This is a genomic window from Nitrosospira briensis C-128 (assembly GCF_000619905.2).
Taxonomy (GTDB): domain Bacteria; phylum Pseudomonadota; class Gammaproteobacteria; order Burkholderiales; family Nitrosomonadaceae; genus Nitrosospira; species Nitrosospira briensis.
The window spans coordinates 2,679,611-2,702,232 of the sequence record NZ_CP012371.1; the positions used below are offsets into that span (position 1 = coordinate 2,679,611).

31 protein-coding genes and 4 pseudogenes are annotated in these 22,622 nt (G+C 51.5%); 22 read left to right on the forward strand and 13 right to left on the reverse strand.

Features of this window, described 5'->3' with window-relative positions:
- Positions 1–39 precede the first annotated feature (39 nt).
- The 5 genes from F822_RS12130 to F822_RS12155 all read right to left on the reverse strand — a co-directional run bounded on the left by F822_RS12130 (position 40) and on the right by F822_RS12155 (position 3,999).
- A complete protein-coding gene (locus F822_RS12130; protein WP_025041014.1) occupies positions 40–459 on the reverse strand; it encodes a hypothetical protein in 420 nt (139 codons plus the stop codon).
- A 1-nt stretch (position 460) separates the two neighbouring features.
- Entirely contained in the window at positions 461–670 is a 210-nt protein-coding gene (locus F822_RS12135; protein ID WP_025041013.1) for a hypothetical protein, read from the reverse strand.
- A complete protein-coding gene (locus F822_RS12140) occupies positions 663–929 on the reverse strand; it encodes a hypothetical protein (protein WP_025041012.1) in 267 nt (88 codons plus the stop codon). The genes F822_RS12135 and F822_RS12140 overlap by 8 nt, the downstream gene beginning before the upstream one ends.
- 272 nt (positions 930–1,201) lie before the next feature.
- A complete protein-coding gene (locus F822_RS12150) occupies positions 1,202–3,499 on the reverse strand; it encodes a DUF5906 domain-containing protein (RefSeq protein ID WP_025041010.1) in 2,298 nt (765 codons plus the stop codon).
- A 2-nt stretch (positions 3,500–3,501) separates the two neighbouring features.
- Positions 3,502–3,999: a phage regulatory CII family protein gene (locus F822_RS12155; protein WP_025041009.1), complete on the reverse strand. Its 498-nt coding sequence runs from the start codon at positions 3,997–3,999 to the stop codon at positions 3,502–3,504.
- A gap of 225 nt (positions 4,000–4,224) precedes the next feature.
- Here F822_RS12155 and F822_RS16065 point away from each other — a divergent pair, with 225 nt between their 5' ends.
- Positions 4,225–4,437 carry a YnfU family zinc-binding protein gene (locus tag F822_RS16065; RefSeq protein WP_407938213.1) on the forward strand — a complete coding sequence of 71 codons (213 nt, stop codon included), beginning with the start codon at positions 4,225–4,227 and terminating at the stop codon, positions 4,435–4,437.
- A 62-nt stretch (positions 4,438–4,499) separates the two neighbouring features.
- On the opposite strand, the gene F822_RS12170 is transcribed toward F822_RS16065, so the two are convergent.
- Positions 4,500–4,697 (reverse strand): helix-turn-helix domain-containing protein, encoded by a 198-nt coding sequence (locus F822_RS12170; protein ID WP_025041006.1) that lies wholly within the window; start codon positions 4,695–4,697, stop codon positions 4,500–4,502.
- Positions 4,698–4,759: 62 nt separating this feature from the next.
- On the opposite strand from F822_RS12170, the gene F822_RS12175 reads away from it, so the two are divergent.
- Genes F822_RS12175 through F822_RS12185 form a run of 3 tightly spaced genes read left to right on the forward strand, consistent with a single transcriptional unit; the run spans position 4,760 to position 6,009 of the window.
- Positions 4,760–5,308: a hypothetical protein gene (locus F822_RS12175; RefSeq protein WP_156304418.1), complete on the forward strand. Its 549-nt coding sequence runs from the start codon at positions 4,760–4,762 to the stop codon at positions 5,306–5,308.
- Complete coding sequence (locus tag F822_RS12180) at positions 5,305–5,547, forward strand: hypothetical protein (RefSeq protein WP_025041004.1); 243 nt, start codon at positions 5,305–5,307, stop codon at positions 5,545–5,547. Before F822_RS12175 ends, F822_RS12180 begins: the two co-directional genes overlap by 4 nt.
- Positions 5,548–5,595: 48 nt before the next feature.
- Positions 5,596–6,009, forward strand: a complete 414-nt coding sequence (locus F822_RS12185) for a hypothetical protein (RefSeq protein ID WP_025041003.1) — start codon at positions 5,596–5,598, stop codon at positions 6,007–6,009.
- Between the two features lie 88 nt (positions 6,010–6,097).
- On the opposite strand, the gene F822_RS12190 is transcribed toward F822_RS12185, so the two are convergent.
- Together F822_RS12190 and F822_RS14950 are read right to left on the reverse strand one after the other, a co-directional pair.
- A complete protein-coding gene (locus F822_RS12190; RefSeq protein WP_025041002.1) occupies positions 6,098–6,499 on the reverse strand; it encodes a type II toxin-antitoxin system HicB family antitoxin in 402 nt (133 codons plus the stop codon).
- Between the two features lie 9 nt (positions 6,500–6,508).
- Positions 6,509–6,685: a type II toxin-antitoxin system HicA family toxin gene (locus F822_RS14950; RefSeq protein WP_036575826.1), complete on the reverse strand. Its 177-nt coding sequence runs from the start codon at positions 6,683–6,685 to the stop codon at positions 6,509–6,511.
- Positions 6,686–7,166: 481 nt separating this feature from the next.
- Here F822_RS14950 and F822_RS12195 point away from each other — a divergent pair, with 481 nt between their 5' ends.
- From F822_RS12195 to F822_RS12250, 12 genes are read left to right on the forward strand one after another with little or no spacing between them, the layout of a single operon-like run.
- On the forward strand, positions 7,167–7,382 hold the full coding sequence (locus F822_RS12195; protein ID WP_025041001.1) for a hypothetical protein: 216 nt from the start codon (positions 7,167–7,169) through the stop codon (positions 7,380–7,382).
- 17 nt (positions 7,383–7,399) lie between these two features.
- Entirely contained in the window at positions 7,400–7,648 is a 249-nt protein-coding gene (locus F822_RS12200) for a hypothetical protein (RefSeq protein ID WP_025041000.1), read from the forward strand.
- A 17-nt stretch (positions 7,649–7,665) separates the two neighbouring features.
- The gene (locus F822_RS12205) at positions 7,666–8,007 is read left to right on the forward strand and encodes a hypothetical protein (RefSeq protein ID WP_025040999.1); all 342 of its coding nucleotides are present in this window, start codon (positions 7,666–7,668) and stop codon (positions 8,005–8,007) included.
- Positions 7,997–8,293 (forward strand): hypothetical protein, encoded by a 297-nt coding sequence (locus F822_RS12210; RefSeq protein ID WP_025040998.1) that lies wholly within the window; start codon positions 7,997–7,999, stop codon positions 8,291–8,293. The genes F822_RS12205 and F822_RS12210 overlap by 11 nt, the downstream gene beginning before the upstream one ends.
- Complete coding sequence (locus tag F822_RS12215; RefSeq protein ID WP_025040997.1) at positions 8,290–10,167, forward strand: ParB/RepB/Spo0J family partition protein; 1,878 nt, start codon at positions 8,290–8,292, stop codon at positions 10,165–10,167. Before F822_RS12210 ends, F822_RS12215 begins: the two co-directional genes overlap by 4 nt.
- Positions 10,164–10,742, forward strand: a complete 579-nt coding sequence (locus F822_RS12220; RefSeq protein WP_025040996.1) for a deoxynucleotide monophosphate kinase family protein — start codon at positions 10,164–10,166, stop codon at positions 10,740–10,742. Before F822_RS12215 ends, F822_RS12220 begins: the two co-directional genes overlap by 4 nt.
- A complete protein-coding gene (locus tag F822_RS12225) occupies positions 10,721–10,996 on the forward strand; it encodes a hypothetical protein (RefSeq protein WP_025040995.1) in 276 nt (91 codons plus the stop codon). The genes F822_RS12220 and F822_RS12225 overlap by 22 nt, the downstream gene beginning before the upstream one ends.
- A gap of 18 nt (positions 10,997–11,014) precedes the next feature.
- A complete protein-coding gene (locus tag F822_RS12230) occupies positions 11,015–11,485 on the forward strand; it encodes a hypothetical protein (RefSeq protein ID WP_025040994.1) in 471 nt (156 codons plus the stop codon).
- Entirely contained in the window at positions 11,482–12,372 is an 891-nt protein-coding gene (locus tag F822_RS12235) for a hypothetical protein (RefSeq protein WP_025040993.1), read from the forward strand. Before F822_RS12230 ends, F822_RS12235 begins: the two co-directional genes overlap by 4 nt.
- Positions 12,369–12,635: a hypothetical protein gene (locus tag F822_RS12240; RefSeq protein WP_025040992.1), complete on the forward strand. Its 267-nt coding sequence runs from the start codon at positions 12,369–12,371 to the stop codon at positions 12,633–12,635. The genes F822_RS12235 and F822_RS12240 overlap by 4 nt, the downstream gene beginning before the upstream one ends.
- Positions 12,635–12,868, forward strand: coding sequence for a DUF4224 domain-containing protein (locus F822_RS12245; RefSeq protein WP_025040991.1), 234 nt, complete (start codon positions 12,635–12,637; stop codon positions 12,866–12,868). Before F822_RS12240 ends, F822_RS12245 begins: the two co-directional genes overlap by 1 nt.
- 51 nt (positions 12,869–12,919) lie before the next feature.
- Positions 12,920–13,927 (forward strand): tyrosine-type recombinase/integrase, encoded by a 1,008-nt coding sequence (locus F822_RS12250; RefSeq protein WP_231623512.1) that lies wholly within the window; start codon positions 12,920–12,922, stop codon positions 13,925–13,927.
- Between the two features lie 361 nt (positions 13,928–14,288).
- Here F822_RS12250 and F822_RS12255 read toward each other — a convergent pair whose 3' ends face one another.
- On the reverse strand, positions 14,289–14,708 hold the full coding sequence (locus F822_RS12255; protein WP_156304419.1) for a DUF4385 family protein: 420 nt from the start codon (positions 14,706–14,708) through the stop codon (positions 14,289–14,291).
- A gap of 812 nt (positions 14,709–15,520) precedes the next feature.
- Here F822_RS12255 and F822_RS15785 point away from each other — a divergent pair.
- Positions 15,521–15,754 (forward strand): hypothetical protein, encoded by a 234-nt coding sequence (locus F822_RS15785; protein ID WP_025040988.1) that lies wholly within the window; start codon positions 15,521–15,523, stop codon positions 15,752–15,754.
- 12 nt (positions 15,755–15,766) lie between these two features.
- A pseudogene (locus F822_RS15790) lies at positions 15,767–16,042 on the forward strand (site-specific integrase); the annotation flags it as partial.
- A gap of 235 nt (positions 16,043–16,277) precedes the next feature.
- On the opposite strand, the pseudogene F822_RS14955 reads toward F822_RS15790, so the two are convergent.
- Positions 16,278–16,596 (reverse strand): annotated as a pseudogene (locus F822_RS14955) (transposase); the annotation flags it as partial.
- Between the two features lie 17 nt (positions 16,597–16,613).
- Here F822_RS14955 and F822_RS14960 point away from each other — a divergent pair.
- The 3 genes from F822_RS14960 (at position 16,614) to F822_RS12280 (ending at position 18,656) form a co-directional block, all read left to right on the forward strand.
- Positions 16,614–16,784: a tyrosine-type recombinase/integrase gene (locus tag F822_RS14960; RefSeq protein WP_082204711.1), complete on the forward strand. Its 171-nt coding sequence runs from the start codon at positions 16,614–16,616 to the stop codon at positions 16,782–16,784.
- Between the two features lie 209 nt (positions 16,785–16,993).
- A complete protein-coding gene (locus tag F822_RS12275) occupies positions 16,994–17,428 on the forward strand; it encodes a hypothetical protein (protein WP_025040985.1) in 435 nt (144 codons plus the stop codon).
- Between the two features lie 25 nt (positions 17,429–17,453).
- Positions 17,454–18,656: a M48 family metalloprotease gene (locus F822_RS12280; protein WP_082204645.1), complete on the forward strand. Its 1,203-nt coding sequence runs from the start codon at positions 17,454–17,456 to the stop codon at positions 18,654–18,656.
- 137 nt (positions 18,657–18,793) lie between these two features.
- Here the strand turns inward: F822_RS12280 and F822_RS12285 are convergent, their stop codons facing one another.
- Together F822_RS12285 and F822_RS15435 are read right to left on the reverse strand one after the other, a co-directional pair.
- Positions 18,794–19,582, reverse strand: coding sequence for a hypothetical protein (locus tag F822_RS12285; protein WP_025040983.1), 789 nt, complete (start codon positions 19,580–19,582; stop codon positions 18,794–18,796).
- A gap of 265 nt (positions 19,583–19,847) precedes the next feature.
- Positions 19,848–20,093, reverse strand: coding sequence for a hypothetical protein (locus F822_RS15435; RefSeq protein ID WP_156304420.1), 246 nt, complete (start codon positions 20,091–20,093; stop codon positions 19,848–19,850).
- 675 nt (positions 20,094–20,768) lie between these two features.
- On the opposite strand from F822_RS15435, the pseudogene F822_RS12295 reads away from it, so the two are divergent.
- A pseudogene (locus F822_RS12295) lies at positions 20,769–21,026 on the forward strand (transposase); the annotation flags it as partial.
- 153 nt (positions 21,027–21,179) lie between these two features.
- Here F822_RS12295 and F822_RS12300 read toward each other — a convergent pair.
- Positions 21,180–22,317, reverse strand: a pseudogene (locus tag F822_RS12300) (IS3 family transposase).
- Positions 22,318–22,622: the final 305 nt, after the last annotated feature.

Below are 22,622 nucleotides of genomic sequence, written 5' to 3' on the forward strand. Positions count from 1 at the left end.
ATCCGACACTTGACAGGATATACCGACAAAAATGGAAAATCAAGCCAACTGCCTCAAATTTTTGACTGTCTCGCGATAGTTATTCCACTTCTCACGTTGGCGCGCGATCTCGGCCTTTAGCATCTCATGCCCACGAATGACACGTTGCTCATAGGTGCGCCAGTCAACGCCCTGCCCTGAACGGCGAGCAAACCAGGTCAACGGCCACCCCTCGTATTGCCAGAACAACGATACCGCCTGTTTGTACCGGGCGGGCAAAGCACTTAAAGCCTGGTCTATATCCCGAGCCTCGCCTGTCAGCAGAGGCACATTTGACTCGCCGTATGTATCGCCGCCAATGCCTGAGTAAATTGAGCTGATGGTGCGCCGTTCTTTGATGACACCCGCGTTGGTCAATGCCCAGTTGCGCATGCCGCGTATGAAATGTTCCGGCAGTTCGTTGTAGATTTTTTTACTCACACTACCTCCTTTCATCAAACCAGCGGCACCTATGGCCTACAGTTGGCACGCCCGCTTGCAGCTTATTGCGCTCATCCATGCACATGGACCGACCCAGCACCTTGGCATGCTTGGTGCACAGCTTGCAGCCCAGGCGGTCAAGCTGCCGGGCTTCCAGCGTCTCGGCCGGGTCGCGGTAATACTTTGCAGGCAATGCATAGCTTCTATCCATTAGCCACCACCGCTACCTCACGAATTCGATCTTCCATCGCTCTCACTTGCAGGGTGAATGCCCTTATCTCACCCGCTTTCTTTCCCAGGTCATTAGCCCAACATGCGATCAGCTCGGCATCCCCGCTTTTCACCGCCCGGCCGATGCTCTCATCCGCCTCGGCAAGATCGATATCAGACCATCCGTCCGCTTCTTTCCACCACTTCCGGACCGCAATGTAATCAGCACGAAGCTTTTCCTTGTCCTTTTCTTCTATCACCTCATCACCTTTATTTGGTTACGCGAAAATGGTTAGTTACGCCAGCGGTTACGCCTGAAAGCCCTGTAGTTACGTGGGTTACGCGGTTACGCGGTAGGTCTCAACTTTTGCGAAATTGTTGTTATTTACAGATTTACTGGATGAATAGAAAAACGCTCTCACGTACGCGCGCATGCGAGTTTCCGCGTAACCCACGTAACTGCGCGGGTTTCCGGCGTAACCGAGCGCGTAACCGGGTGTCTTTTGGCGTAACCTGCGTAACTGCATGGGTTTCATAGCTGTTTTCCCTCGTTTTTGCCTAAAAATTCATCTAATGCCCGCTCGAAATGGGCTACTTCACGTGCTGCCCACTTGCCTTGCGTCATTTCCATCGGCGGCTGTTCAGTACCGGGTATCCACATCCGTTCGGCCTTCTTCCCGTTTTGCACATCATCCAGTTTTATGACTTTGTAGATGAGCAGGACAGGCTGATCCGCCCGCCTGCTGGATAACAGGTCCGATGTCTTGCGTACCATCTTGGTGAAATGCTCCTGCGTAGGAGGAAACCGCTCGCCTGTCAGGGCGCACCACCTCCTGAATGCCTGGTATAACTGACCGGCGGAACATACCTTCAGAGGGAGAGGGAGATAACCGTTCAGCCACTCGCGGACAAACCGCTCCGGAGGTTTTAGCCCGAGCTCGATCAGGTCTTTTTTAGCCCTGGTCATTGGCGGGATATCGAATTCCGTAAACCCCGTCAGGTCGAGCGACAGCAAGTGTCGATAGAAAGCCTCGATGGCGCCAGCGCGCATTGCGTCTGCAACTCGCTGGTATAAATCGTCTGCCCGCATCTGCGGGGTGTAGACAACGAAGTAGCGGCGGTCGCCCTCTTCCAGCGCCAGGGGCTGATGCTCGTTGGAAAGGAAGACCACGTTCACGTGATTTGCCTCAGTCCTCAGCGGCATCATCTTGGTGTTAATCTGAATGGTCTCGCCGGTGATGAAGCCCTTGAGCTTGTTTTTATGGTGATAGAGCTCTTGGCGCGCAACCACTTCATCAGCGATCAGGAACAGCTTCTGTGAAGCCCAGTCGTTAAACTTGTCCTCAATCTGATCCTGGCCAACGACCAGCGCATAATCTCCATAAATCTTGGCTACGATCTCAAAGAACAGGTTCTTTCCCGCCCCTTGAGGACCGTGGAACACCAGCGCCGAGCGCATCTTTGTTCCAAGTCGCTGCAGGGGCAGCGCCAGCCATTTCAGCGTCCATGAGATTACTTCTTCGATTGCCAGTTCGGATTCCGCAGATTCCGCGCACAAGTGGCTGATCAGCTCGATAATTGCGGAACAGTCCCCTTTCTTCGCCTCCATCGGCAACCCGGCAAACAAATTGACAGCAGGCGGCTCGATTGCCCCGGAAGGGTCGAACACAAGTTGCTCCGGCATGATCATCCGGCGCTTGTCCGAATTCAGCCACATCTTGACGTAATCGTTGCCGAAGGCCAGACGCATGGCATTTACCCGGATCAGCTTTCGCGCTTTCTCGTCATAGCAGGTATCTGTGCTATAGATCAGCGCAAAGTTGTCGATCAAGTCGTTATAGCGGTCCCAATTGATCGGCTGCTTATCCCGCTTATCCCCTCCCCCCTTTTCTGGGGGCTCGGGCGCTTTATCAGAGGGGGAGGGAGAGGATTTACCCTTGTCTTTAGGCACTGCGCGAAGTTTTGGAGGCCTCCAGCCGGCTTCCATGGCGCGTTTGAAGATAATTGCGCCAGTAATGCCGCCGGGCTTGAAGCTCTTCCAGTGAGATTGCAGCGTCTTGCCGCCGGGATATTTTGCGCTCTTTGCAGACCAGGATTCCCATACCGACAATCCGGCTTCACCCAACTCGGCATGGATGGCCATGCCGAGTTGAATCCATTCATCGTATCCGCAAGTCGGGTTGACAAACGCCAGCGCAGACTCGACCTTGGCGCGCACATCAATATCCCCACTCGTTTCCACGGGAGGAGAGTTGACATGCTTGTTCTTGGCAGCATCGACTGTCTTTTGGAGGCGGGCGAGCGTCTTATCTGAAATCGGCGCCACCTCAGCCGGCGTGCCCGGGAAGCGTGCCCCGGTAACCGTAAAATACTGGCGGCCACAAAACACCTCAACACCAATATCGTTTGACTTGAACGTATCGGAATCGCCGAAGACGATGATGTGCACCCCTTTTCGGGACGGCGAATACTCGGTATAGCTGGCGCAGGCCTGGATGATGTTGGTGGCGCGTTCCGAGATCTCGCCTGTTTCTGTGTTGATAGCCCCATCGATATCGATACCGATCAAGCCATCGCCAGGGAGGAAGGCGAACCCGATGCCGGAAAACCGGCCAGATGACAATGCCGTGCACGCCTCCTCGAAACTTGCCAGGGCTGCGCGGTCTTCCGGGCTGCCTTGCGTACCGTTTCGTCTTTCTCCGGAGAGGTAGTACGGCATCTTGCGCGGCTTTTTATCGCCTGGTTTCTGCTCAAAACGCCATGTCAGCCATTGCCGGCGTTCGCGCAATGCGGCCGGGACAGCGTACAGATCGGTGGCGGCATCTGTCATATTTACGCGCGCGGGGCGCGGCGGCGCTCGTGCACCCGCTTTTCGAGCTCGAGCAGACCTTGCACGGCCCGGCGAATCGCCAGCTCTATCTTTTCCTGCTCGGGAGGCGATATCCAGTTGTCGGAGAGCGCGGTTGAGATCGCGGCGGCCACCTCACCCTCTTCCGCCATCACCTTGCAGATCATCTGCAGCAGCTCGCCGTTGGAGACATGCTCGGCAGGCGGAAGCTTTACGGCAGCATACCCATGCCGCCAACAGAACGCCTGGATGGGAAGCCCGGCAGCTTCATCTTTTCCAGCTTCCTGCAAATTTTCGATGATCAATGAGACTTCTTCGAAGCCGGTGTAATCCGACTCGACACCGGGGCGCAGCTTGTTATAAAGCCTCGCGGCGGAAGGTAAATCTAACCGCTTGTATAGGGACTCGATCCCTCCTGGATACTTCCGGGCGGCCTTGTAAAGAGCATCGTGCTGATTGATGTCCGAATAGCGGTGAGTCACGTTAAAACCCCGCTTCGATTAACGTTTTTTTTGTCATTACGCGGGCGCATGATTCGATCATGCGATTTCGTGAAACCAGTGCTGAGCAAAGAAAAGCCCTCCCCGAAGGGAGGGGGAACTGCACGGCCGAAGTGGGAGAGAAGGCCGGGCAGAACGGAAAAGGCGGGAATTCCAACGTGATAAGATTTGATTTCCACATCAATCTCAACAACAAAAGGAATTCCCTTGAAACTCGATATAGACTCGAAAACTGTTTCAATCCCCTGCCCCCACTGCAGCAAGAAATTCGACGAGAAGATCGGAAGGTTGAAGCAAGATCAGAAGCTTATTTGCCCCGCCTGCCACGAATCCTTCACTGTGGACGCTACAAAGCTCCGTGCCGGAATCGAGAAAACGCTGTACGATTTCAAGCGGCAGATCGGGAAGCTTGGCCGATAGTGAATCGAGCGCGGCAGTCAGTGCTGTTGCGTCACAATCGACCTCTAATCTCAACAAAGGGATCATGCTTCTGCCTTTGTTTGGTTGGGGGTGCTGAATACTTCGGGATGCGCTACCTTGATATACATAAGCCTGGCGTCCGGAATACCGTCCTCACGCCATCCGGAAACAGAGGGAGGTTTGATGTTGAATAAGCGCGCGACAGCATTCGTGCCACCGAGGGCATCAATAATTTGATTTGCAAATTCTGACTTATCCATGGCTCTCATTATAAGGCATACCTAACATTAGGTGTCAAGGTATACCTAATAATAAAAACGATATGATTGCAAGTATGGAAAAATGGAACGACAGACTTGTTTACGCGCTCAAGGTGCGCAAGAAAACTCAGGCTGATCTGGTTAAAGTCACCGGAGCTAAAGCACCATCAGTTTACGAATGGGTGTCTGGTATAACCAAGAACATGACAGCACCCAATGCAACAAAGGTATGTAATTTCCTGAGAATTAATGTTGACTGGCTTCTATATAAGAAAGGACCGAGCGGGCTTGAGGATGATACTGATAACGCGCCCGTGTTATTAACTACCGAACAGAAGCAAGTATTAAAGCTCCTCGAGAGGATGGAACTTAAGGCCAAAGAGAATTGGATAGCAAACGGCGAATTGCTTGTATCCGTTATGTCTGCTTCCGACGCTGTTGCTACGCCACAATCTAAGCCAATGGAATCACAACCAGAGCGCCGCCTGGCAACTGAAGACCGGAGGAAGACCGATTTAGGTTTTGACCCAGAACGCAGGCATCTATACGGCGCACCGAATTTCCCGGAAAAGAAACAGACGTATACGGACCGAAGGAGGGGAAAAAAATGAAGCCGCCTTTTACACTAATGCAACGACCGATATCGCACGACACCGCCGAGGCTGCTCTGACGATAGCCGGGGATGCGCAACAAGGCGACTCCATAGGCATGGCAGCCGTCGTAATGTACCTGAAGCCGGAACCTCACTTCATCGCTTTTGTCACCGACGAGGCCGAGCGCAACCCCATCTTCACCACCGGCATGCTCGCGTCTCTAAGCTACCAGCTCATGCGGAAGGCGAATGAATAACAGCAGTGATACAATCCAGTCGATCAAAACTCAACCATAAGGAAAGCAATGAAAGTTGTTGTAATCGTCGCAATGGCGTTAGCGTTATCTGCCTGCGCGACGGTAGGAAAGGAAATATCACCGAATCAGCTATCTCAGTTCAAGGAAGGGATAACCACGCAAGATGAGGTTCTAACTGCGCTTGGAACGCCAACATCAAGCACAACTACAACGGATAGCACGGTTATCGTTTACTCTTTTGCGCATGTCCAAGCGCGCCCAGCAACGTTCATTCCGATCTTTGGTATGTTTCTTGGGGGGACAGATACGCGCTCATCGGCCGTTGCCTTTCGATTTGGGCCAGATGGAAAACTGGTAAAGATGGCGCGCACAGATATGAGGAGCGGCGCCGGAACAGGCTTTGCTTCCGGCAAATATCAGAAACCGGATTACTCCCTGCCACAAGAGGCTGTTACTGAGTAATTTAGTGCAGACGTCTGCACAAGCCTCCTGCTCACCTGTTCCCCAACTAGGGAAAAGTAACGCTTCCCCACCCCCACCTGGGGGAATTCTATTGGTGCCGTGCAGCCTCTATCCCAGCCTTGGCCAAGAAAGCCGAGCGCGACTCACCGGATCGTTTCGCGCCTTCGTCAATAACCCTCAATACCCGCTTCGGTAGAGTTATGTTGACGCGCTCCACCTTGTCATCGAGCTGCGATAAATCGACACTTACCATTGCCCAGATCCAGCCGTCAAACTCAGGATTTTTCCTGTGTTCTTCAATGGGGAGCGGTTTGGGAAAAGCCCGGCCTTCATCCAGATAGGTTTCCAGGTGAAGCAATACCGCTTCATGCGCATTCGTTATGGCCTCGTCCACCGTATCGCCCGCTGAAAAGCAACCGGGCAAATCGGGCACCACCACGCCGCATGAGTGTGACTCATCCCCCATTTCAATCGCTATCGGATAACGCATAACTCCTCCTCACTTTAATCCCGCCTGTTTCAAAATCGCATTCACCAAACCAACTCCCAAATCCTTTTTAGGGTGCGGCACTGTCACCGTTCTGCCGTCTTTCTTCATCTGATGATGGCTGCCCTTGATACGGTCTATCTCGAAACCGTTGTCTTTTAAGAGCTGCATGAGTTGTTTGCTGTTCATAGTGTGTATTATACACACTTAATAAGAATAGTCAACTATTTAGCTTACCACTGTCACCGCCAACATTAGCAGCTGTGATCATTGCATCAAATAATAAGGCATACCTAATGATTGTTCTTGACAATGATATTAGGTATGCCTTATTCTGAACTCATCCACTGACCAAGATAAGAATTTCCCGTACTGGGTAAGCCCCGGGTGAGGTCAGGGGATAGGTCGACGATCCCGGTAAGCGCATTCAAACGAAAGTGTTTACCAGGACTGGATGACTTCGAAGGCATTCAAGATGGTCCTCAAAAATGTCGAGTAATGCCCGAGTTTGCGACTAACAGCATGACTTACGCCGGATGGAAAGAATCCGGCACGTTTAAAACCCTCTGGCTCGAGATACGAATTTCCTTACGGCCGATTATGTACGCCTTCCTCGTCCGGCCAGGGTGAGAGCCAGAGGTCCCGAATAAACGAATCAGGAGAGAGACAGATGGCTGGAACAGCACCCGTGGCACATACCACGGAAAACGAAATCAAGTTTTTGAACGAACTCGGCATGTTCACCGGCATTGCCGAGACGAAAGAAACCCTGCTTGAAGGGTATATCGCCGGCGCAATGCAACGCAGCGACTGGGGAGCGATGGATCGCACCAAAGTGCTTCATCACGCCAGAACCCTGCACGCCCAACAAGTCCGTCCCACATAAAAACGGGGGAAAGCGAAATGCCTGCTATGAAGCTCGCCCCTAACCAGCGCGTAGTCATCACCCGCCCCGCCGTCATCCCGGCCATGCAAGGCCGCAGCGGTGTAGTCGAGGCCGTACTCGCCCCCGCTGCCTTGGTGGACGCCAGCCGAGGCGAGGCCGCAATTATCCGCATGGAGACCCCGGCGAACCTGCCCGGGCTGCATTTCCACTTTCTCATTTTCTACGCGGCCGAGTGCAGCCCGCTCGACCACGCGACCCCGCTTTAACCCCCAATGGAGACCAAATGAAACTTTTCCCCAAACAGCGCCCAGTTTACAGAGTGCAGAAAGCACTGAAACGGCTCAGCCGTGAAAAATGGATTTGCGGGGGAGAGATAAATGATATGTGCATGAAGCTATCAAAACTAGCGGCGCCAGTCGGGTGGGGAAATGTTGCGTCACATGCGATGCGGTACGACTGCGTGTTTGTTGGAATGTGGAATGGAGAGCCCCCGGCACGGCGTGGCATCGATCCGTATTACCCAGAGATGCTAAGGGCTTTGAAGGGCAGAAATACAAAAAGCGACGCGAGTACAGAGTTGTTGATCTTAGAAATTAAACTTAGGAGTAAAAATCATGCCGGGTGAAATAACAAAAGTTCAGACGATTGAAACGTTCGGAGACGTTCGACGGTTTATTTTGGAGACAGTAGTCGCGCTGCGCGATGGTGATTTAGACATATCACGCGGCATGGCGATTGCTGCAAATATGAAGGTGCTGAATGACAACATTCAAGTCGAAATTAATGCGGCGAAACTTTCCATCGCGACAGATGGAAGGGCGCATCAGTTTGGTCGGGTAGTAAAGATGGGACGGCGACTGATTAGCGACAACACTGACGCGGAGACATCAGTCGAAGGAGCCCAGTCATGATCCAGCAATTCATCAACTCGCCGGATCTCGCCCACCAGGCAGTGCTGCCCCTGGATAAGATCGAGCGTTCTATCACTAATCCCCGCAAGCGGTTCGAGGGGAGCATGATCACCGAGCTCGCGGCCAGTATTGGAAAGGTCGGCGTGCTGCAACCGATCCTCGTCCGGCCCCACCCGGTCCGCGATGACAAATACGAAATCGTTGCCGGCGAGTGCCGCTACCGTGGGGCGATGATGGCCGGGCTTGAAACCATCCCCGCTATCATCCGCGACCTCACAGACTTGGAAGCGCTCGAGCTGCAAGTGCTGGAAAACCTGCATCGCAACGACCTGCATCCGTTGGAAGAAGCCGAAGGCTTCCAGCAGCTGCTTGACGCCAACGGCTACACAGTTGAGATCCTGGCAAGCAAACTCGGCAAAAGCAAAGCGACAGTCTATGCCAGCCTCAAGCTGTGCGCGCTGTGCCCGGCCGGCCGCGAGGCTTTCTACGACGGCAAGCTGACTGCCAGCACTGCGCTGCTCGTTGCGAGGATCCCTGGCGCAAAGCTGCAGGCGACTGCCCTCAAGGAAATTACCAAGCCCGGCTATAGCAATGCCCTCCCGTCCTATCGGGATGCCGTGAATATGATTCGCACCCGATACACGCTGGATCTCGAGCGCGCCATCTTCGACATCGACGATGCTAACCTGGTCGAAGCGGCTGGCGACTGTCAATCGTGCGAAAAACGCTCCGGCAATTGCCGTGAAATCTATTCGGACATTGTTAGTGCAGACGTCTGCACGGATCCGGATTGCTACGCCGAAAAGCGCCAGGCGCACATCGACCGGTTGCGGCAGGACCCCAACACCATCACGGGTGACGCCGCGAGAGAAATCATACCCACCGGCGAGTATTACATCGAAGACGAGAACTTTGCTCACCGCCACGACTACCGTGTCAGAGAGATTGCAGCCCTCCTGGGCGACGATCTACCCACCCGCACGCTCCTGCTCAAGGACACCCCGGCTACGCTGGTAGACCTCGCTGCGGCACAGCAGCTCATCAAGGAAAGAGGGCTTGAAATCCCCGCCGAAGATGATACCCCGGCACGTTTAAGCCCGTATCAGATCGAGCAGCGAGCTCGTGAGCTGATTCAAAAGGTCGAAGTCGAGCGCCGCATGCGCCTGTTCGCAGCCCTCCATCAACGGCTGGGTGATGCTGCAGTGCGTGAAAAAGCCCTCATAGTCGTAATCCCGATGATGATTACCGCATTCTGGGATCAGCTTCCCCTGACCGAAACAGAAAGGCTTTTTGCTGCTCGCGGAGAAGAGGATTGGCTATCGAATAACGATGAGAAAGGCACCCTGTATGAAGAGGCTTTCCGTGACAAGAGCCCCAGGGAGCTATCCCAGCTCTTGCTGGAATTGTTCGCCGCAAACGCCGATAACTATGTACTAGATGTCCCACGGTGCTATGGATCTGATAACGAAATCAACTACGCGCCCAATAATTTCTACACCATCCTGCGCGCAGTTGGCATCGATCCGGACGCACCGCTAACCCCCGAAACCGACGAAACGCCTACCGACCCCACGCCTACCGACCCCACGTCGGCTGCGCATGCGGCGGAAGAGATCGCGCGCGAGGAAAACCCGGCGGACGAAACGCAGCCCGGCGCGCAGCCCGCTGCGCAGGCGGACGAACCAGCGGCCGAAGCGCAACCCGAGGCAACCCCAATCGAGGCGGCGGAATCCGCTGCGCAGGCGGACGAACCAGCGGCCGAAACGCAACCCGATGCAACCCCAATCCAGGCGGCGGAAAAGCCCGCCGCGAAAAAGCGTGGACGGCCTAGAAAACAGCCCGTTGAAACCCCCGTTGCGGCGGTGGCGCCATGAAAATTATCGGACTTTCCGGCCCCGCCGGATCCGGCAAAGGCAGCGTGGCCAGAGCGCTGTGCGAAACCCAGGGCTTTGTAGAGCTTGCCTTTGCCGATCCGATAAGAGCTATGGTGGCGGCCGCGTTTGGGCTTGATGACAGCTATTTCACGGACCGGGCAAAAAAAGAAGCCGTCGTGATCCGAATCGGCAAATCCCCCCGCGAGCTCATGCAAAGCGCCGGCGACTGGCTGCGCGAACTCGACCCCGACATGCTCCTGATCCTGCTGCAGCCAAGACTTGCCAGGATCCTCAAATCTCCCCCGTCGCTGTACATCACCGGCATCGTCATCAGTGACGTCCGCAAAGAAAACGAGGCGCACTACATCCGCGAAATGGGCGATCTCTGGCACATCCACCGCACCACGCTGGCCTACACCGGCTTGGCCAGCAACACCAGGCTGCACAACACCGAAGCCGGCGTCGAGTGGAAACCCGGCGATGGCCTCATTGCCAACGCTGGCAGCATCGATGACCTGTACGACAACGTCAACGCACTCTTTGAGGAGACATCATGCAAAGACAGCACAAACTGATCAATCCCGACAATCCTTTTGCCGCATGGGCAATCATGATCATCGCACTGATCCTGTTTTTCTCGTTGCTGAGCTGGATCCGTGATCGCGAAATGGATCCGGAAAATTTAATCCGCTGCCCGCGTCCAGGCCCGGGCCAGCAGCTGATCGGCCGTGGCCATATGGAAACAGACGGCCAGCCCGGCGAGCTGATGTGTACCTACTCAACTGCGCCCATAGGCCAGCAGGTCACGCTGGCCAGCTCAAAACTGTAGCCTACGGAGAGTGCAATTATGAGCGAATCAACTCAGATAGTCCGGAAGCAAAAGCGCGGCGAACCTCTCCCACCCTACTCGACGGCGCACTTGCTGATGCATGTGCCTGTAGATGCTCCAGCCTATTTTTCACCCCAACAGTTCGGCGAAAAGAGTCAACTGTTTAACCGAAACCGCCAGCTCATTAAAAAAATGCTTGGGCAGTTTGCGACAAACAGGGAGATCGGTGACGCGGTTGGATTACCCGAAAGGTATATAGAAAGGTACTTGTCGTTGTCATATGACATGACTGATCTATGCAAAGCCCGGCGCGCAAACACGTGCGTCAAAGCCTCGAGCGCAATATCTCGTCTGTCCAAGGACAGGTTTCGTGAGAAAAAAAACGAGATATTGCTGGCACTAAAAACAGATGGGATAAAAAAGGTCGCAAAGCAGTTCGGTTTTGCGACCTTGACATTAAAACGCTTTTTGGACGAGGAACCGAAATGAACAAGCCAACAACTCAGCACTCATTACGCCGCACATCACCGAAGGGCGGACCCTTCATTGGTCGCTGCGTCCTGTGCGGTCAAGAAAATTTGCAGATCTCGGCAATGAACGATCTTTGCCCCAACCCATCGGGTGTTTCTGCGGGTGACGCGCTGGTAGAGGCAATACAGGAGTCTGCCGCCCCGACACCGCCAGACCATGTTAATGCCGCCGTAAAAATGGTTGCTCCGCCAGAGGTTGTGATGGAGCTCATCGGTGAGCGCGACAACGCGGAAAATTGGGCGGACAAGTTGGCTAATGCGATAGCGGACCGCTTGGGTGTAGATATCGGAGAACACAGCAACGCAAATAATCCGTGGCAGGAGGCCCTGGATTACTGCGAAGCGCCGGCGCCAGCGGTTGATCCGCTACCTATGATCTTGCACTGCCCCTTGTGCCGCACTCAGCACATCGATCAGCCTGAAGAGGGATGGGATAACCCGCCGCACCGTTCGCACAAATGCCAGTCTTGCGGCTATATCTGGCGCCCCGCTGATGTAGCGACGGTTGGTGTACCAACTATCCAAACCAGGGGTGAACGCGACAGTAAGGCACCGCCAGCGCCAGAGGTTGAGCCTGCCGCATGGGCTGCGCACGATGCTCAAGATGGATTCATCTTCATCAATGAATTTCGCGATCTGGTCAACGAGCACATCAACGACGCAATAGCAGATGGGAACTGCAATTTACCTTGCAGACTAGTCCCGCTCTACGCTCACCCAAAAACAGACGGCCTAATTAAGGCGGCGGAGGAAATATGTGCCTGGGAAGGTTACACGCTGTTGTGGCCGAAAATTGAAAAACTCCGTGCTGAACTGGATAAGAAATCTCAAAAGTTTGGCGAATGACAGCCCTCATAATCTTCGCGGCCACCTTCGTCGTCGTATTCGCCCTGGGCTTCCAGTCGCTCAATGTCAACCAGGGCCACCACAAAGCCGCGTTTATAAACAGTTTGATCATTGGCGCAAGCAACCTCGTCATCCTCAAAATGATCCCCGCCAGTAGCTCATTGCTGGAGATTGCCGCGTACCTGATGGGCGGCCCATTTGGCATTGTGGCGAGCATGTGGGTGCATCGGCGCACGCTTGGAAAGAATGGGAGGAAACCCTGATGTTCTTGACCCCCGAAGAGGTTACAGTGCTGACAGGCATCGCACGCGGCCGCGATGGCAAGACACGTGAGCAGCTTCAGGTAGCGCAGCTCCGGGATATGGGGATAGCTTTCCGTGTAAACGCGAAAGGCCGCCCCATAACAACGTGGGCAGCGGTGAATGGTGTAGAAGAAAAGGTGCCAGCCCCGCTAGTGTGGCAGTCAAATATTCTAAAATTGACAAAAACAGCGTAGATTAAACGAATGGGAAGGCGTCCAACAGTCAACAGCAATTTACCCGCCGGGATGCGTGCCAGGAGGCGAGGGGAGATCACGTATTATTATTACGATACGGGCGGCAAGCCCCGCAAAGAGATCGCGCTGGGGACTGACTATCCGATGGCTGTCAAGAAATGGTCTGAGCTGGAGATCAGCGCAAGTCCGCGACATCTGCAGCTGATCACTCTTAAATATGCGAGCGACCAATATCTGTTGTCCAAAGAATTTACGGCTAAGGCACCGCAGACTCAGGCGGACTACCTAAAGCAGCTCAAGCCCATCATGCAGTTTTTTAACGATCCGCCGGCGGCGCTGAGTGCGATCAAACCAGTGAATGTGCAGCAGTACATGAACTGGCGAGGGAAGACAGCCCCGGTCCGCGCAAACCGGGAGCGTGCGCTGATTTCGGTGATATGGAATTTCTCCAGGCGTACGGGCTTCACGGATCTGCCTAACCCCTGCATTGGTGTTAAGGGTTTCACCGAGGACGGACGGGACATTTATGTTGAGGACATGGTTTTCGAGGCCGTCTGGAACGCTGCAGATATCCCGCTGCGCGATGCGCTGGATCTCGCTTACTTAACCGGCCAACGGCCGGCCGATGTCCTGAAAATGAGGGAGACCGATATCAGGGAAGGAATGCTGCTGATCGATCAGAACAAGGGCCGCAAGAAGCTACGTATGAATATAACTGGCCAACTGGAAGAGCTGCTGCGGCGAATCAGCGAACGCAAGCGGCAGTTCTCGGTGAGAAGCCTGGCGCTGATCTGCAACGAACGGGGAGCGAAGCTGGGCCGTGACGCGATGCGCTACCGCTTCGATGCGGCCAGGTTAAAAGCGATCAACAGTAATCCTAAACTTGCGAATGCAATTGCCGAGTATCAAGTTCGGGATTTGCGGGCAAAGGCGGGGACCGACAAGGCTGATACAGGTGACCTGGTACAAGCGCAAAAGCAGCTCGGCCATAGTTCCGTCACGATGACGGAGCATTATGTCCGCGCAAGGGCAGGCGAGAAAGTGGAACCGACGAAATGACCAATTTATGCATTCTGATTTCCGCAAAAACTCGGAAACCTAATAACCATGCGGGGTTATAAATCAATTTTTGCGGAAACCAATTTCAACTAAGTTATTGTTTTATCGGAAATATGCTGTAGACTCATAATCCCTTGGTCGCTGGTTCGAGTCCAGCCAGACCCACCATAAATTGAGGAGTATATGCGCGGGCGCGTGTACTCCTTATTTTTTAAAAATGTGTGTGAAAGAATTTCACCTCATGTAAAACATACTTAACTTTTTGACTGGCTATAGCAGGGTTTGATCGTTAGAATTAACCATATTTCTCGCGCCACGCTTTCTTCCAGGAAGCGTAGTCTGGATGCGCTTCGGCCTGCTGCTATTTCTGGTAAAAAATAACCGCACTTTTCGCTTTAGCTGGATCTCCGGTACCTTTCTCCTTCAAAGCGTAGTCCTTGGTCCTGTCATATTTAACGACACCCTTGAAATTTGCATATCGCCGTGCTCGGGTATATCCCATCTGCAAGAATTTTCTTGCAAGATCAGCGCCAACAAAATCCCGGACTTTTAGGTAGCTTTCAAACATCTCATAAAGAACCGTGCTGCTGGTAATTGCTATTTCCGGCGTTCTAAACTGCCAGTGGGGAGTTAATTCGCTTTTGTAGGGCTCGCTCAGCACACCCTGCTCGCCTTTGCCCACCTTATATTTTTCGGACTCCTTCCGATAATCGATATCTGGTTTCCAGGGATAGCTTTCCTTATCAAAATCCAAATAAGATGGCTTGCGATGTTTTGTCACAATCTCTCTGGAACTCTGGAATTGCCCTGTCTGTACTCGAACTGAAGGATGATCATTCAGACTGGCTTTCGAAATAAGTGGCGGGCTTCAAGAAGCGGTTTGGGATCGCCGCCCTGGCGTGCAATCCCCGCTGTCTCTCTATACTGCTTTGCCAGCGATTTAGCCTGCCGAGGATACATCGGTTCCTGCGCCTTTAATCTTTCGTCATTTTCCTTTCGTATCGTCTTACCATTTTTCTCGTTATTAGCTTGTGGAGATGCCTTCTTAGCCTTTTCCTCGACCTACGCCAAACCTGTGACTCCTTCTGTGGCTGCATGTGTCAAATCCGAAGTTCCGGCGCCAATTGTAATTGTCAAAGACGAAGATAAAGGTCAAGTCTTGTTTCTTGTCAATTGTTGTTGTTTCACAATGCGACTCACCCGGGGGTAAGGTAGTCTGAAAGGATCCCAGATTTCCTTCAGACTGTAACCATCGCTGGCGTAAGCATCGAGATCGCTTCGCCTCGTCCATGTGCCTCGGCGATCTGGGTCAACAGTTTCGGTGGTCGCTGGGCGGCAGGTATTTCTTGTTGGGAAGCATCTGAATCGAGAGTGCGCTGCAGGCCCGTCACAAATTCATCAGAACCCAGAAAAATCCGGTTCTTCAATTTCTCCCACGGTCTCGGCTGATTTCGCCCGTCTGCTACAAAATCTATGTAACGCCATATGGCCTCGCTACGATGCTCGGAAAAGGTATGTTGAAAGACTATCACAGCTATGGCAGATAACAAGACCGGACCCCCAAATCTCCCTGGTATCAGGAGATGTTGAATTGTGGCCGCCTCTATTTCAAAAAAGCTTTTACCCAGCCCATCTATAAAACTACTTTTTTACAATAGTTTATTATTGACAAAATACGTTATCAATAATGGAATAGGGCATCTGAGCACACCCGATCTTCCAGTTTCGCTGCCTCCGTCCAGCCGGTTGCTGAGCACCGCAGACTTCCATCGCCTGACTGATGTTCCGCTGGCGATCGAATGGTTTGCCAACATCGACAATCCGTAGACACGACGTACCTATCGAAATGCGTTTGAGGATTTCATGAAGTTCACTGGCATCGAGCGGCCGGATGAGTTTCGGGAAATTTCCCGCGCTCATATTATTGCCTGGCGGGATGATTTGAAATACCGGGAGCTGAGCGGCACGACCATCCGGCATCGTCTGGCCGCGCTGTCCTCATTGTTCGAATATTTGTGCAACAAAAATGCCGTGACCCATAATCCGGTCAAAGGCATCAAGCGACCTTCAGTAGAGGGATATCAGGGCAAGACCCCGGCAATCGGTAATCACTAGCCCGCATTTCTCACACCCCGATTGCTCTGGGTTCTCCATGGAATAATTCGGTCTGTCAGTCGGCTTGTTGCAGGCTTGGTCAAAGCGGGTGGCGACTCGATAGGCTTATTTTCGGGCGCAAGGGAGGCAAAGCGCACGTGTACCGGCAAGTCTGATGTGCCGAGGGGCTTTCGGGGCGATGCAGTGTCTCGCAGCATCGCGCGATCGTTCATTGGGCGGGATGTGACGCTCAGGATCAGCCGGGGTGCAGGCGCGCCTGAGCCAGGCACCATTCGTGTTGATGAGGATGGCTGCTGGCCATGGCAATGCGGATGCGGCGCACGCTCGTGCGCACTTGCGCACCGATCTTCAGGCGCAGGCTGGCGCAAGTGGCGTTGGCCAAGTGCGGTGCCGTGCAGGCCGATGCGGCGCAGCGAGTCCAGCATGACATAGGCCAATGAAGCGAACCATAGCCGCAACTGGTTGGTCCGCATGGTCGCGGTGGAAGTACGGTCGGCGAACAGATCAAGCTGGCACCCCTTGATACGGTTCTCCATCTCGCCGCGGGCGCAGTAATGCGCTAGGATTCAAGATCGGAGCGCATGCGCTACGCGCGACCGCGGCAACCAATGCACCCGATCATCAGGCGGATATTGCAAAGGTACAGGAATGGCTGGGACATGCGAATATTGCCACGACTCGGATTTATGATCACCGCAAGACACGGCCGGAGGATAGTCCTACATTCAAGGTAAGTTACTAAAGAGAGAGACAGCATCTAATTTCGAAATGATATTTTAGGGAGGCACAGGTGGCCGTCCCGTGAGAATTGCCCTAAACGATCACTCTAAAAATTCAGCGAAGATCTGCTTAAAAACTTAGGCCTGGTCAAAATAAATAAGAGCCAAGCGTTCAGGACTCATCTAAAATAATTTTAAATATTCGCAACGTAATTGCGTGATGGAGAACGGTATGAAATTAGAATCTTGGCTTTGGATAATTGTATTATTTGCGACCACCAAGCTGGTCCATGCAAACTGCGACAATACTGCGCTACATCAAACAAGCATACCGGATACGTTATTGATTTTATCAAAGTCGGTAATGAGTAATCCATTGGTGGTGCCTTGTGAATCTTTAACTACTATATTAAATAAGCTCATGAGTCGGGAAAAAACAGGAGGTCGGAAACTAGAAAACGACAAGCCCCTGGACCAACAAAAAGCGAAAGGGAATCTACAAGAAGCGTTAAACAATCCGGAAACCCGAGCTAGGATCGACAAAATAGCGGATAAGGTAACGAATGAGAATGAGCGGCTCATTTATGAGGCTGCGATTCTCGATGAAGATGGCTATTACGATGCGCGTGAACTGAAAATTCAACAATTGAAACAAAAATTATACTAATTTTGATTATAACCATTCAGAGGAAATGATGGGCATATTGTCACCAACCACGGCAAGGCATTTCCTTTGGATCATGCTGATAACTATAGCTTCAGCGTCCAATGCGAATGAAGAGGCTTTACTAGAGCTGCTCATGCGCCATCAAATGAAACAGCAAGAAAATCTAGACGAGGAGGATGAAGATACAAGAGACGAAGATAATGCAGTTAATTTCAAAATAAAAGATATTGCTTCACATGCCTTAGTAGTTTTCGATAGGAATTGCACACAAGTTGTGCAGCCGTTTAAGCTCACCGATAATTTTGATGTTCTCCACGGTTATGTGATGAACCAAACTATTGGAGAGGTTAAAGATATAGGAGTCAATGTGCTTACCGGATTGTTGGGAGGGCAACGGCCCAAAATGGATGTTCTTAAACCAATCAAGAAAAATATTCCTAAATCGCTCCAGCGTGCAGCGCAACAGTTAAATTGGTTACCCATGACAGTTGAGATAATGTACGGAGAACGTTTACATAAGCAGGAAGACAATATACTGGCAAGAGAACATAAGCTCGGCCAGAAATATTATCCCATCGCGGATAAGATGCTGGAGGAAATTCTTTCCACAGTAAATCAAAAGCACGATTACGAATTCAAATTGTTCATTCTAAAAAATAGTGGAGGAAATGCAATTGCCCGGCCTGGTGGTTTTCTATACATCGATCAAGGCCTGATCGATGACCCAAATCGTCATCCAAAGGCATATTTCGCACTCGCGCACGAATTGGCTCACGTATTACAGCGTCATGAAACAAAAGAGCTGCAGAGCATGATAATTGACTCGATTCCGGATAAGGAGCTGTGGAAAGTAGTATCCAGAGTGAAATATAATCCTGAAATTATATTTGATTACCTTAAGGTAAGGAAAGATCGGTTTACCGCTCATCACGTGGATCAGGAATTGCAATCCGACTCTTGCGCAGTAAAACTGCTTGATCGTGTGTTTGTGGACGATAATAAGCTGACTAATTCAATTCAGGTATTTCTGAAAGATTTGGAAGACTTACCCGTCGCAAACTTAAAAAAGGTTGCCTCAGTAGATACCACACCTTCCTGGGGGAAAACAGCAAATGTTCTCGTTGAGCTTGTTGACATGCCTCTTATGCGCCATCCCACTACCATGCAACGCACAGATAATCTGAAAGCTATGTATGGCGAGGTTAAAAAAAGATTAGCACGCGAATAATAGATGGGGTATAGGTGTATTGCGTTGGTACTTTGCAGGATTTCACAGTTGATAGTCAGAGGGTGACTTCATAGCAAAATCCCGCAAGAAGATTTCTATTTCTTACGGGATTCTCAGTTGAGAAAGCTTGCAATTATTTACCTCTGGTTAGTGATTTTACCATCGACAATGAGGGGATTCATGATGTTTGGAAATAATCGTGTTTCCAGAAGCGAGCCAGGGGCAACCAAAACTAATGTTTTTCCATCCTTCAGCTCGATATCGACATTATTAGTGAAGGTAAAAATCCAGAAAAAATCTCTTTTTATCTGAGCAGCCAAAATATGCTGGGGCAAATAGGTCTGAATGGATGGAAATATAACGCCATTAAAAATGACGATTCGATTTCCTTTGTTGCCCACCGTCCTAATTAGCTGGATTCGAGTGCGAGCCCCTGGAATAAGCAAGTATAAGCAGTTACCCGCTGCTGCAAATGCGATGATGCCCAATATGGCAGATATGGTACTTAGATTTTCTTTTTGGATATAGTCAAAACTCGTAGTGTTTGTAAATAGACTTGCGGAGAACGTCAACAGAAATAGAAACCAAGAACGACTGTACGAATAAAAGGGACGTGTACTGACAAATTCGATAGTCTCTGTCTTCTGTGGCCGAAGAAGATGTGATTGTATCGATACCCCTGCAATAATCGCGAGAACCACTAGAGCTATTATCCAGCCGATATGAATTGATAATTGCAGAGAATATATCGTGTTGACGATAAGTTCCAGCGCTTGAAAAGCGGGATGTCCATGGATTCCTGCCCAATAAGGTTTTATCAAAATAATGATGATTAATCCCGTCTGAATAAACCAAAGCATAAAAGCCAGCGTATCGGTCCAGTCCTTAAAAATTTGTATTCTTTTCATTGTTTTTTGATCCGTCATTATCTATTCTCCCCGAAATAATTTATTGAATTCGTATTATGTTAAGCAATCTATTTAATTAAGAATCCACGATTGGAAATGGGTACCTATCACTTGGATATTTAATTTGGAAAGCTTCCCGCATCAGCTAATATATTCAAGAGATTTGCGTTTTGCGGAACAAGATCTCCCAGAAGACAAATATTAAAAAAATTCATCATTGGTTTGAGAGACCTTGTATTCCTATATTAGTGAGTTGCCGATAATCGTTTTTTCCTCCCGAGCGTTAATCACCATCACTGCCCCCGTCAAAGCCGCCATTATCAGGACTAGCACTTTCATGCCCAGTGGGTGAATTATCCAAATGGGAAGGTTGGGAATCATGTGCTTCAGGATGCGTTTCAGGAGCCTGTGCATGAGAATTTTCCGAAGGGGCATGCGTGTTATCAGCTTCTGGTCCTTGTGTCTCCGTGGGTGATAAAAGGTCATATGCAAAATCTATAATTTCTAGCAAAACCAATAACTTGCCCATGATATATTTCTCCTAAAAAGGTTATTAAATAAAAAACTCATCACCAAGGGGACATTTAATTGCTTCGTAATACATCCGCTCTTACTTCAACATTTGAAAGCGTGTAAATTGCAATGGCTTTCAATATAAGAAACGTTGTAAAAAAGAATTCATCAGGTTAACTAGTAGAAATCGTTTTTAGATATGCAAAATATATTTACGGATGATCAAATCATTTGATTTCTGAGGCAGGCAGATGCGTAAAACCCTCATTTAAGAGACGAAAAGTAAAACCTTCTGTCAGGAGGTTTGTGCGCAATTAACTGGTCAATGGATAACCATTTGGGGTTTTGACGGTCGTCGTTAACTGGAGACGTGAGAGCCCGGTATTAGAAATGGGATTTCGGTTAACCGGCAACAGCGTGGCCGAGGCACTCAGCCGGGTTGGCAAGACGATTCGCCTGCCAGCATGCATCACGGTGGACAACGTACTAAATGCAAGAGGTGAAAAGCCGATAGGCAAAAGCATCCGCCACCCGGGTCCTTTTTGCGCCCGGGAAATGACAAGAACCACAACAAACAACCACAACAAACAACCGACCAGCGGTATTCCGCATTACAGGGACCGTAAGCTTCCCCCTTTGGTAGACAAGCAAAAAGTAGAACTTTCTGGCAGGATTTTGCCTGGAGGTTCAAATGAAGAAATCGCGATTTACGGAAAGCCAGATTGTTGGGATATTGAAGGAAGCGGACAGTGGTGTTGCGGTCAACGAGATTTGGCGCAAGCATGGAATCAGTTCGGCGACCTACTATAAATGGAAAGCTAAGTATGGCGGGCTCGAGGTTTCCGAGTTGGTGCGGGTGAAAGAGCTGGAAGCGGAGAACAGCCAGCTCAAGCGCATGTATGCGAATCTTGCGCTGGAGAATGAAGCGATCAAGGCGGTATTAAAAAAGCTGTAGCGCCGTCCGAGCGCCGGGATATGGTTTCACGTTTGGCGCAGGATCAGAGGCTGTCCATCAGACGATCCTGCCAGTTGGTGAACCTAGAAGTGGTTCCGTTTGTTTGAACAACACCTTGAATATTTTAAGTGGAATCTCTGCTGATTCTCACGCTGCCAGTTCGACCGTCGGCAGCATCACGGCATAAGCCTCATCAGGCGTTTTCTTGCCCAGGCTCGCATGTGGCCTGGATCGGTTGTACCAATCCATGTATTGCATAATTGATGCTCTGGCTTCTGCGATCGAGTCATAGGCATGTAAATACACCCGCTCGTATTTCACCGATTTCCACAGGCGCTCGACGAACACATTGTCCCTCCAGGCTCCGCGCCCGTCCATGCTGAGGTTACAGCCCTGTTCCCTGACGGCCTGCACGAACTCATGCGCGGTGAATTGGCTGCCTTGATCGGTATTCACGATCTCCGGCTTGCCATGGCGATGGAACGCCTCTTGCAGCACATCGACGGCATGGCAGGCTTCCAGCGTGATCGCTACCTTTGCGGCTAATACCCGGCGCGAGGCCCAATCCACGACGGCGGTAAGGTAGATAATTCTTTGGCCATTGGAATATAGGTCGAATCGAGCGCCCAGACCTGGTTGGCCCGGTTGATGGCGAGGCTGCGCAACAGGTAAGGATAAATTTCATGGCCGGGGTGCCTCTTGCTGGTTCCAGGCTTTCTCTTTCTATATAGCGCCTCAATGCCCATACGCTTCATCAACGTGCCAACATGCTTGCGTCCAACATCGAGCCCTTCCCGATTGAGTTGGTCGCGCAGCATGCGCGCGCCCATGAACGGATGTTCCAGGTGCAATTCGTCAATGCGGCGCATGAGCGCCAGATCCACGGCGCTGACTGGTTTGGGCAGATAATACACGCTGCCCCGGCTGTTGCCGGCCAACCGGGCCCGACGGCTGATCGGAAGTGCGTGGTGGACGTCTATCATCGCTTTGCGCTCAGCAATCCCACCGAGGTTCGCGCACCTTCTAAAAAATCATTCTCCAGCGTCAGTTGCCCAATCTTGGCGTGCAACACCTTCAAATCAACCGGTGGCTCCGCCGCAGTGCCGCCTCCGCCAAACACGTCGACCGCCCGTTCGTTCAGTTGCCGTTTCCACTCGGTAATCTGGTTGGGATGAACTTCAAACCGCTGTGCCAGTTCGGCCAGCGTCTTGTCACCAGCCAGCGCTGCCAGTGCCACTTTGGCTTTGAACGCCGCTGAGTGCGTCCGTCTTGCTCTTTTTGCCATTTCTCTGCTCCATATCAAAGCCCCGCAGGGACCATCAAAAGGTAGCAGATTTTCCACTTATAGACTTGTTCAGATTCTTGGGGCCACTTCTACCTGCGCAAGATCCTGCGCCGCTTGGCGCTTTTGTGTGCCAGTTTTCGGGTCAGTCTCAATCAACTGCTGGCAAGCAAAATACCAAACTTACAATTGACTGGCTGAAAAAGGAGTTTTTCAGGGACGACTACAAAGCTATAACGAAGAACGCCCCCATGACGCGCTGGGAAGCCTGCCCCCGGCACTGTTCCGCGAGCGATTGCTCTCAGGGA

Coding starts and splice junctions, on each gene's coding strand:
- F822_RS12150 (WP_025041010.1), bottom strand. CDS start 3,499: ATGACAGATGCCGCCACCGATCTGTACGCTGTCCCGGCCGCATTGCGC.
- F822_RS12175 (WP_156304418.1), top strand. CDS start 4,760: ATGATTGCAAGTATGGAAAAATGGAACGACAGACTTGTTTACGCGCTC.
- F822_RS12200 (WP_025041000.1), top strand. CDS start 7,400: ATGCCTGCTATGAAGCTCGCCCCTAACCAGCGCGTAGTCATCACCCGC.
- F822_RS15435 (WP_156304420.1), bottom strand. CDS start 20,093: ATGGGCAAGTTATTGGTTTTGCTAGAAATTATAGATTTTGCATATGAC.
- F822_RS12180 (WP_025041004.1), top strand. CDS start 5,305: ATGAAGCCGCCTTTTACACTAATGCAACGACCGATATCGCACGACACC.
- F822_RS12170 (WP_025041006.1), bottom strand. CDS start 4,697: ATGGATAAGTCAGAATTTGCAAATCAAATTATTGATGCCCTCGGTGGC.
- F822_RS12275 (WP_025040985.1), top strand. CDS start 16,994: ATGAAATTAGAATCTTGGCTTTGGATAATTGTATTATTTGCGACCACC.
- F822_RS12195 (WP_025041001.1), top strand. CDS start 7,167: ATGGCTGGAACAGCACCCGTGGCACATACCACGGAAAACGAAATCAAG.
- F822_RS12285 (WP_025040983.1), bottom strand. CDS start 19,582: ATGACGGATCAAAAAACAATGAAAAGAATACAAATTTTTAAGGACTGG.
- F822_RS12280 (WP_082204645.1), top strand. CDS start 17,454: ATGATGGGCATATTGTCACCAACCACGGCAAGGCATTTCCTTTGGATC.
- F822_RS12235 (WP_025040993.1), top strand. CDS start 11,482: ATGAACAAGCCAACAACTCAGCACTCATTACGCCGCACATCACCGAAG.
- F822_RS14950 (WP_036575826.1), bottom strand. CDS start 6,685: ATGAACAGCAAACAACTCATGCAGCTCTTAAAAGACAACGGTTTCGAG.
- F822_RS12250 (WP_231623512.1), top strand. CDS start 12,920: ATGCGTGCCAGGAGGCGAGGGGAGATCACGTATTATTATTACGATACG.
- F822_RS12135 (WP_025041013.1), bottom strand. CDS start 670: ATGGATAGAAGCTATGCATTGCCTGCAAAGTATTACCGCGACCCGGCC.
- F822_RS12215 (WP_025040997.1), top strand. CDS start 8,290: ATGATCCAGCAATTCATCAACTCGCCGGATCTCGCCCACCAGGCAGTG.
- F822_RS12185 (WP_025041003.1), top strand. CDS start 5,596: ATGAAAGTTGTTGTAATCGTCGCAATGGCGTTAGCGTTATCTGCCTGC.
- F822_RS12240 (WP_025040992.1), top strand. CDS start 12,369: ATGACAGCCCTCATAATCTTCGCGGCCACCTTCGTCGTCGTATTCGCC.
- F822_RS12190 (WP_025041002.1), bottom strand. CDS start 6,499: ATGCGTTATCCGATAGCGATTGAAATGGGGGATGAGTCACACTCATGC.
- F822_RS12205 (WP_025040999.1), top strand. CDS start 7,666: ATGAAACTTTTCCCCAAACAGCGCCCAGTTTACAGAGTGCAGAAAGCA.
- F822_RS12210 (WP_025040998.1), top strand. CDS start 7,997: ATGCCGGGTGAAATAACAAAAGTTCAGACGATTGAAACGTTCGGAGAC.
- F822_RS12245 (WP_025040991.1), top strand. CDS start 12,635: ATGTTCTTGACCCCCGAAGAGGTTACAGTGCTGACAGGCATCGCACGC.
- F822_RS12225 (WP_025040995.1), top strand. CDS start 10,721: ATGCAAAGACAGCACAAACTGATCAATCCCGACAATCCTTTTGCCGCA.
- F822_RS12220 (WP_025040996.1), top strand. CDS start 10,164: ATGAAAATTATCGGACTTTCCGGCCCCGCCGGATCCGGCAAAGGCAGC.
- F822_RS12230 (WP_025040994.1), top strand. CDS start 11,015: ATGAGCGAATCAACTCAGATAGTCCGGAAGCAAAAGCGCGGCGAACCT.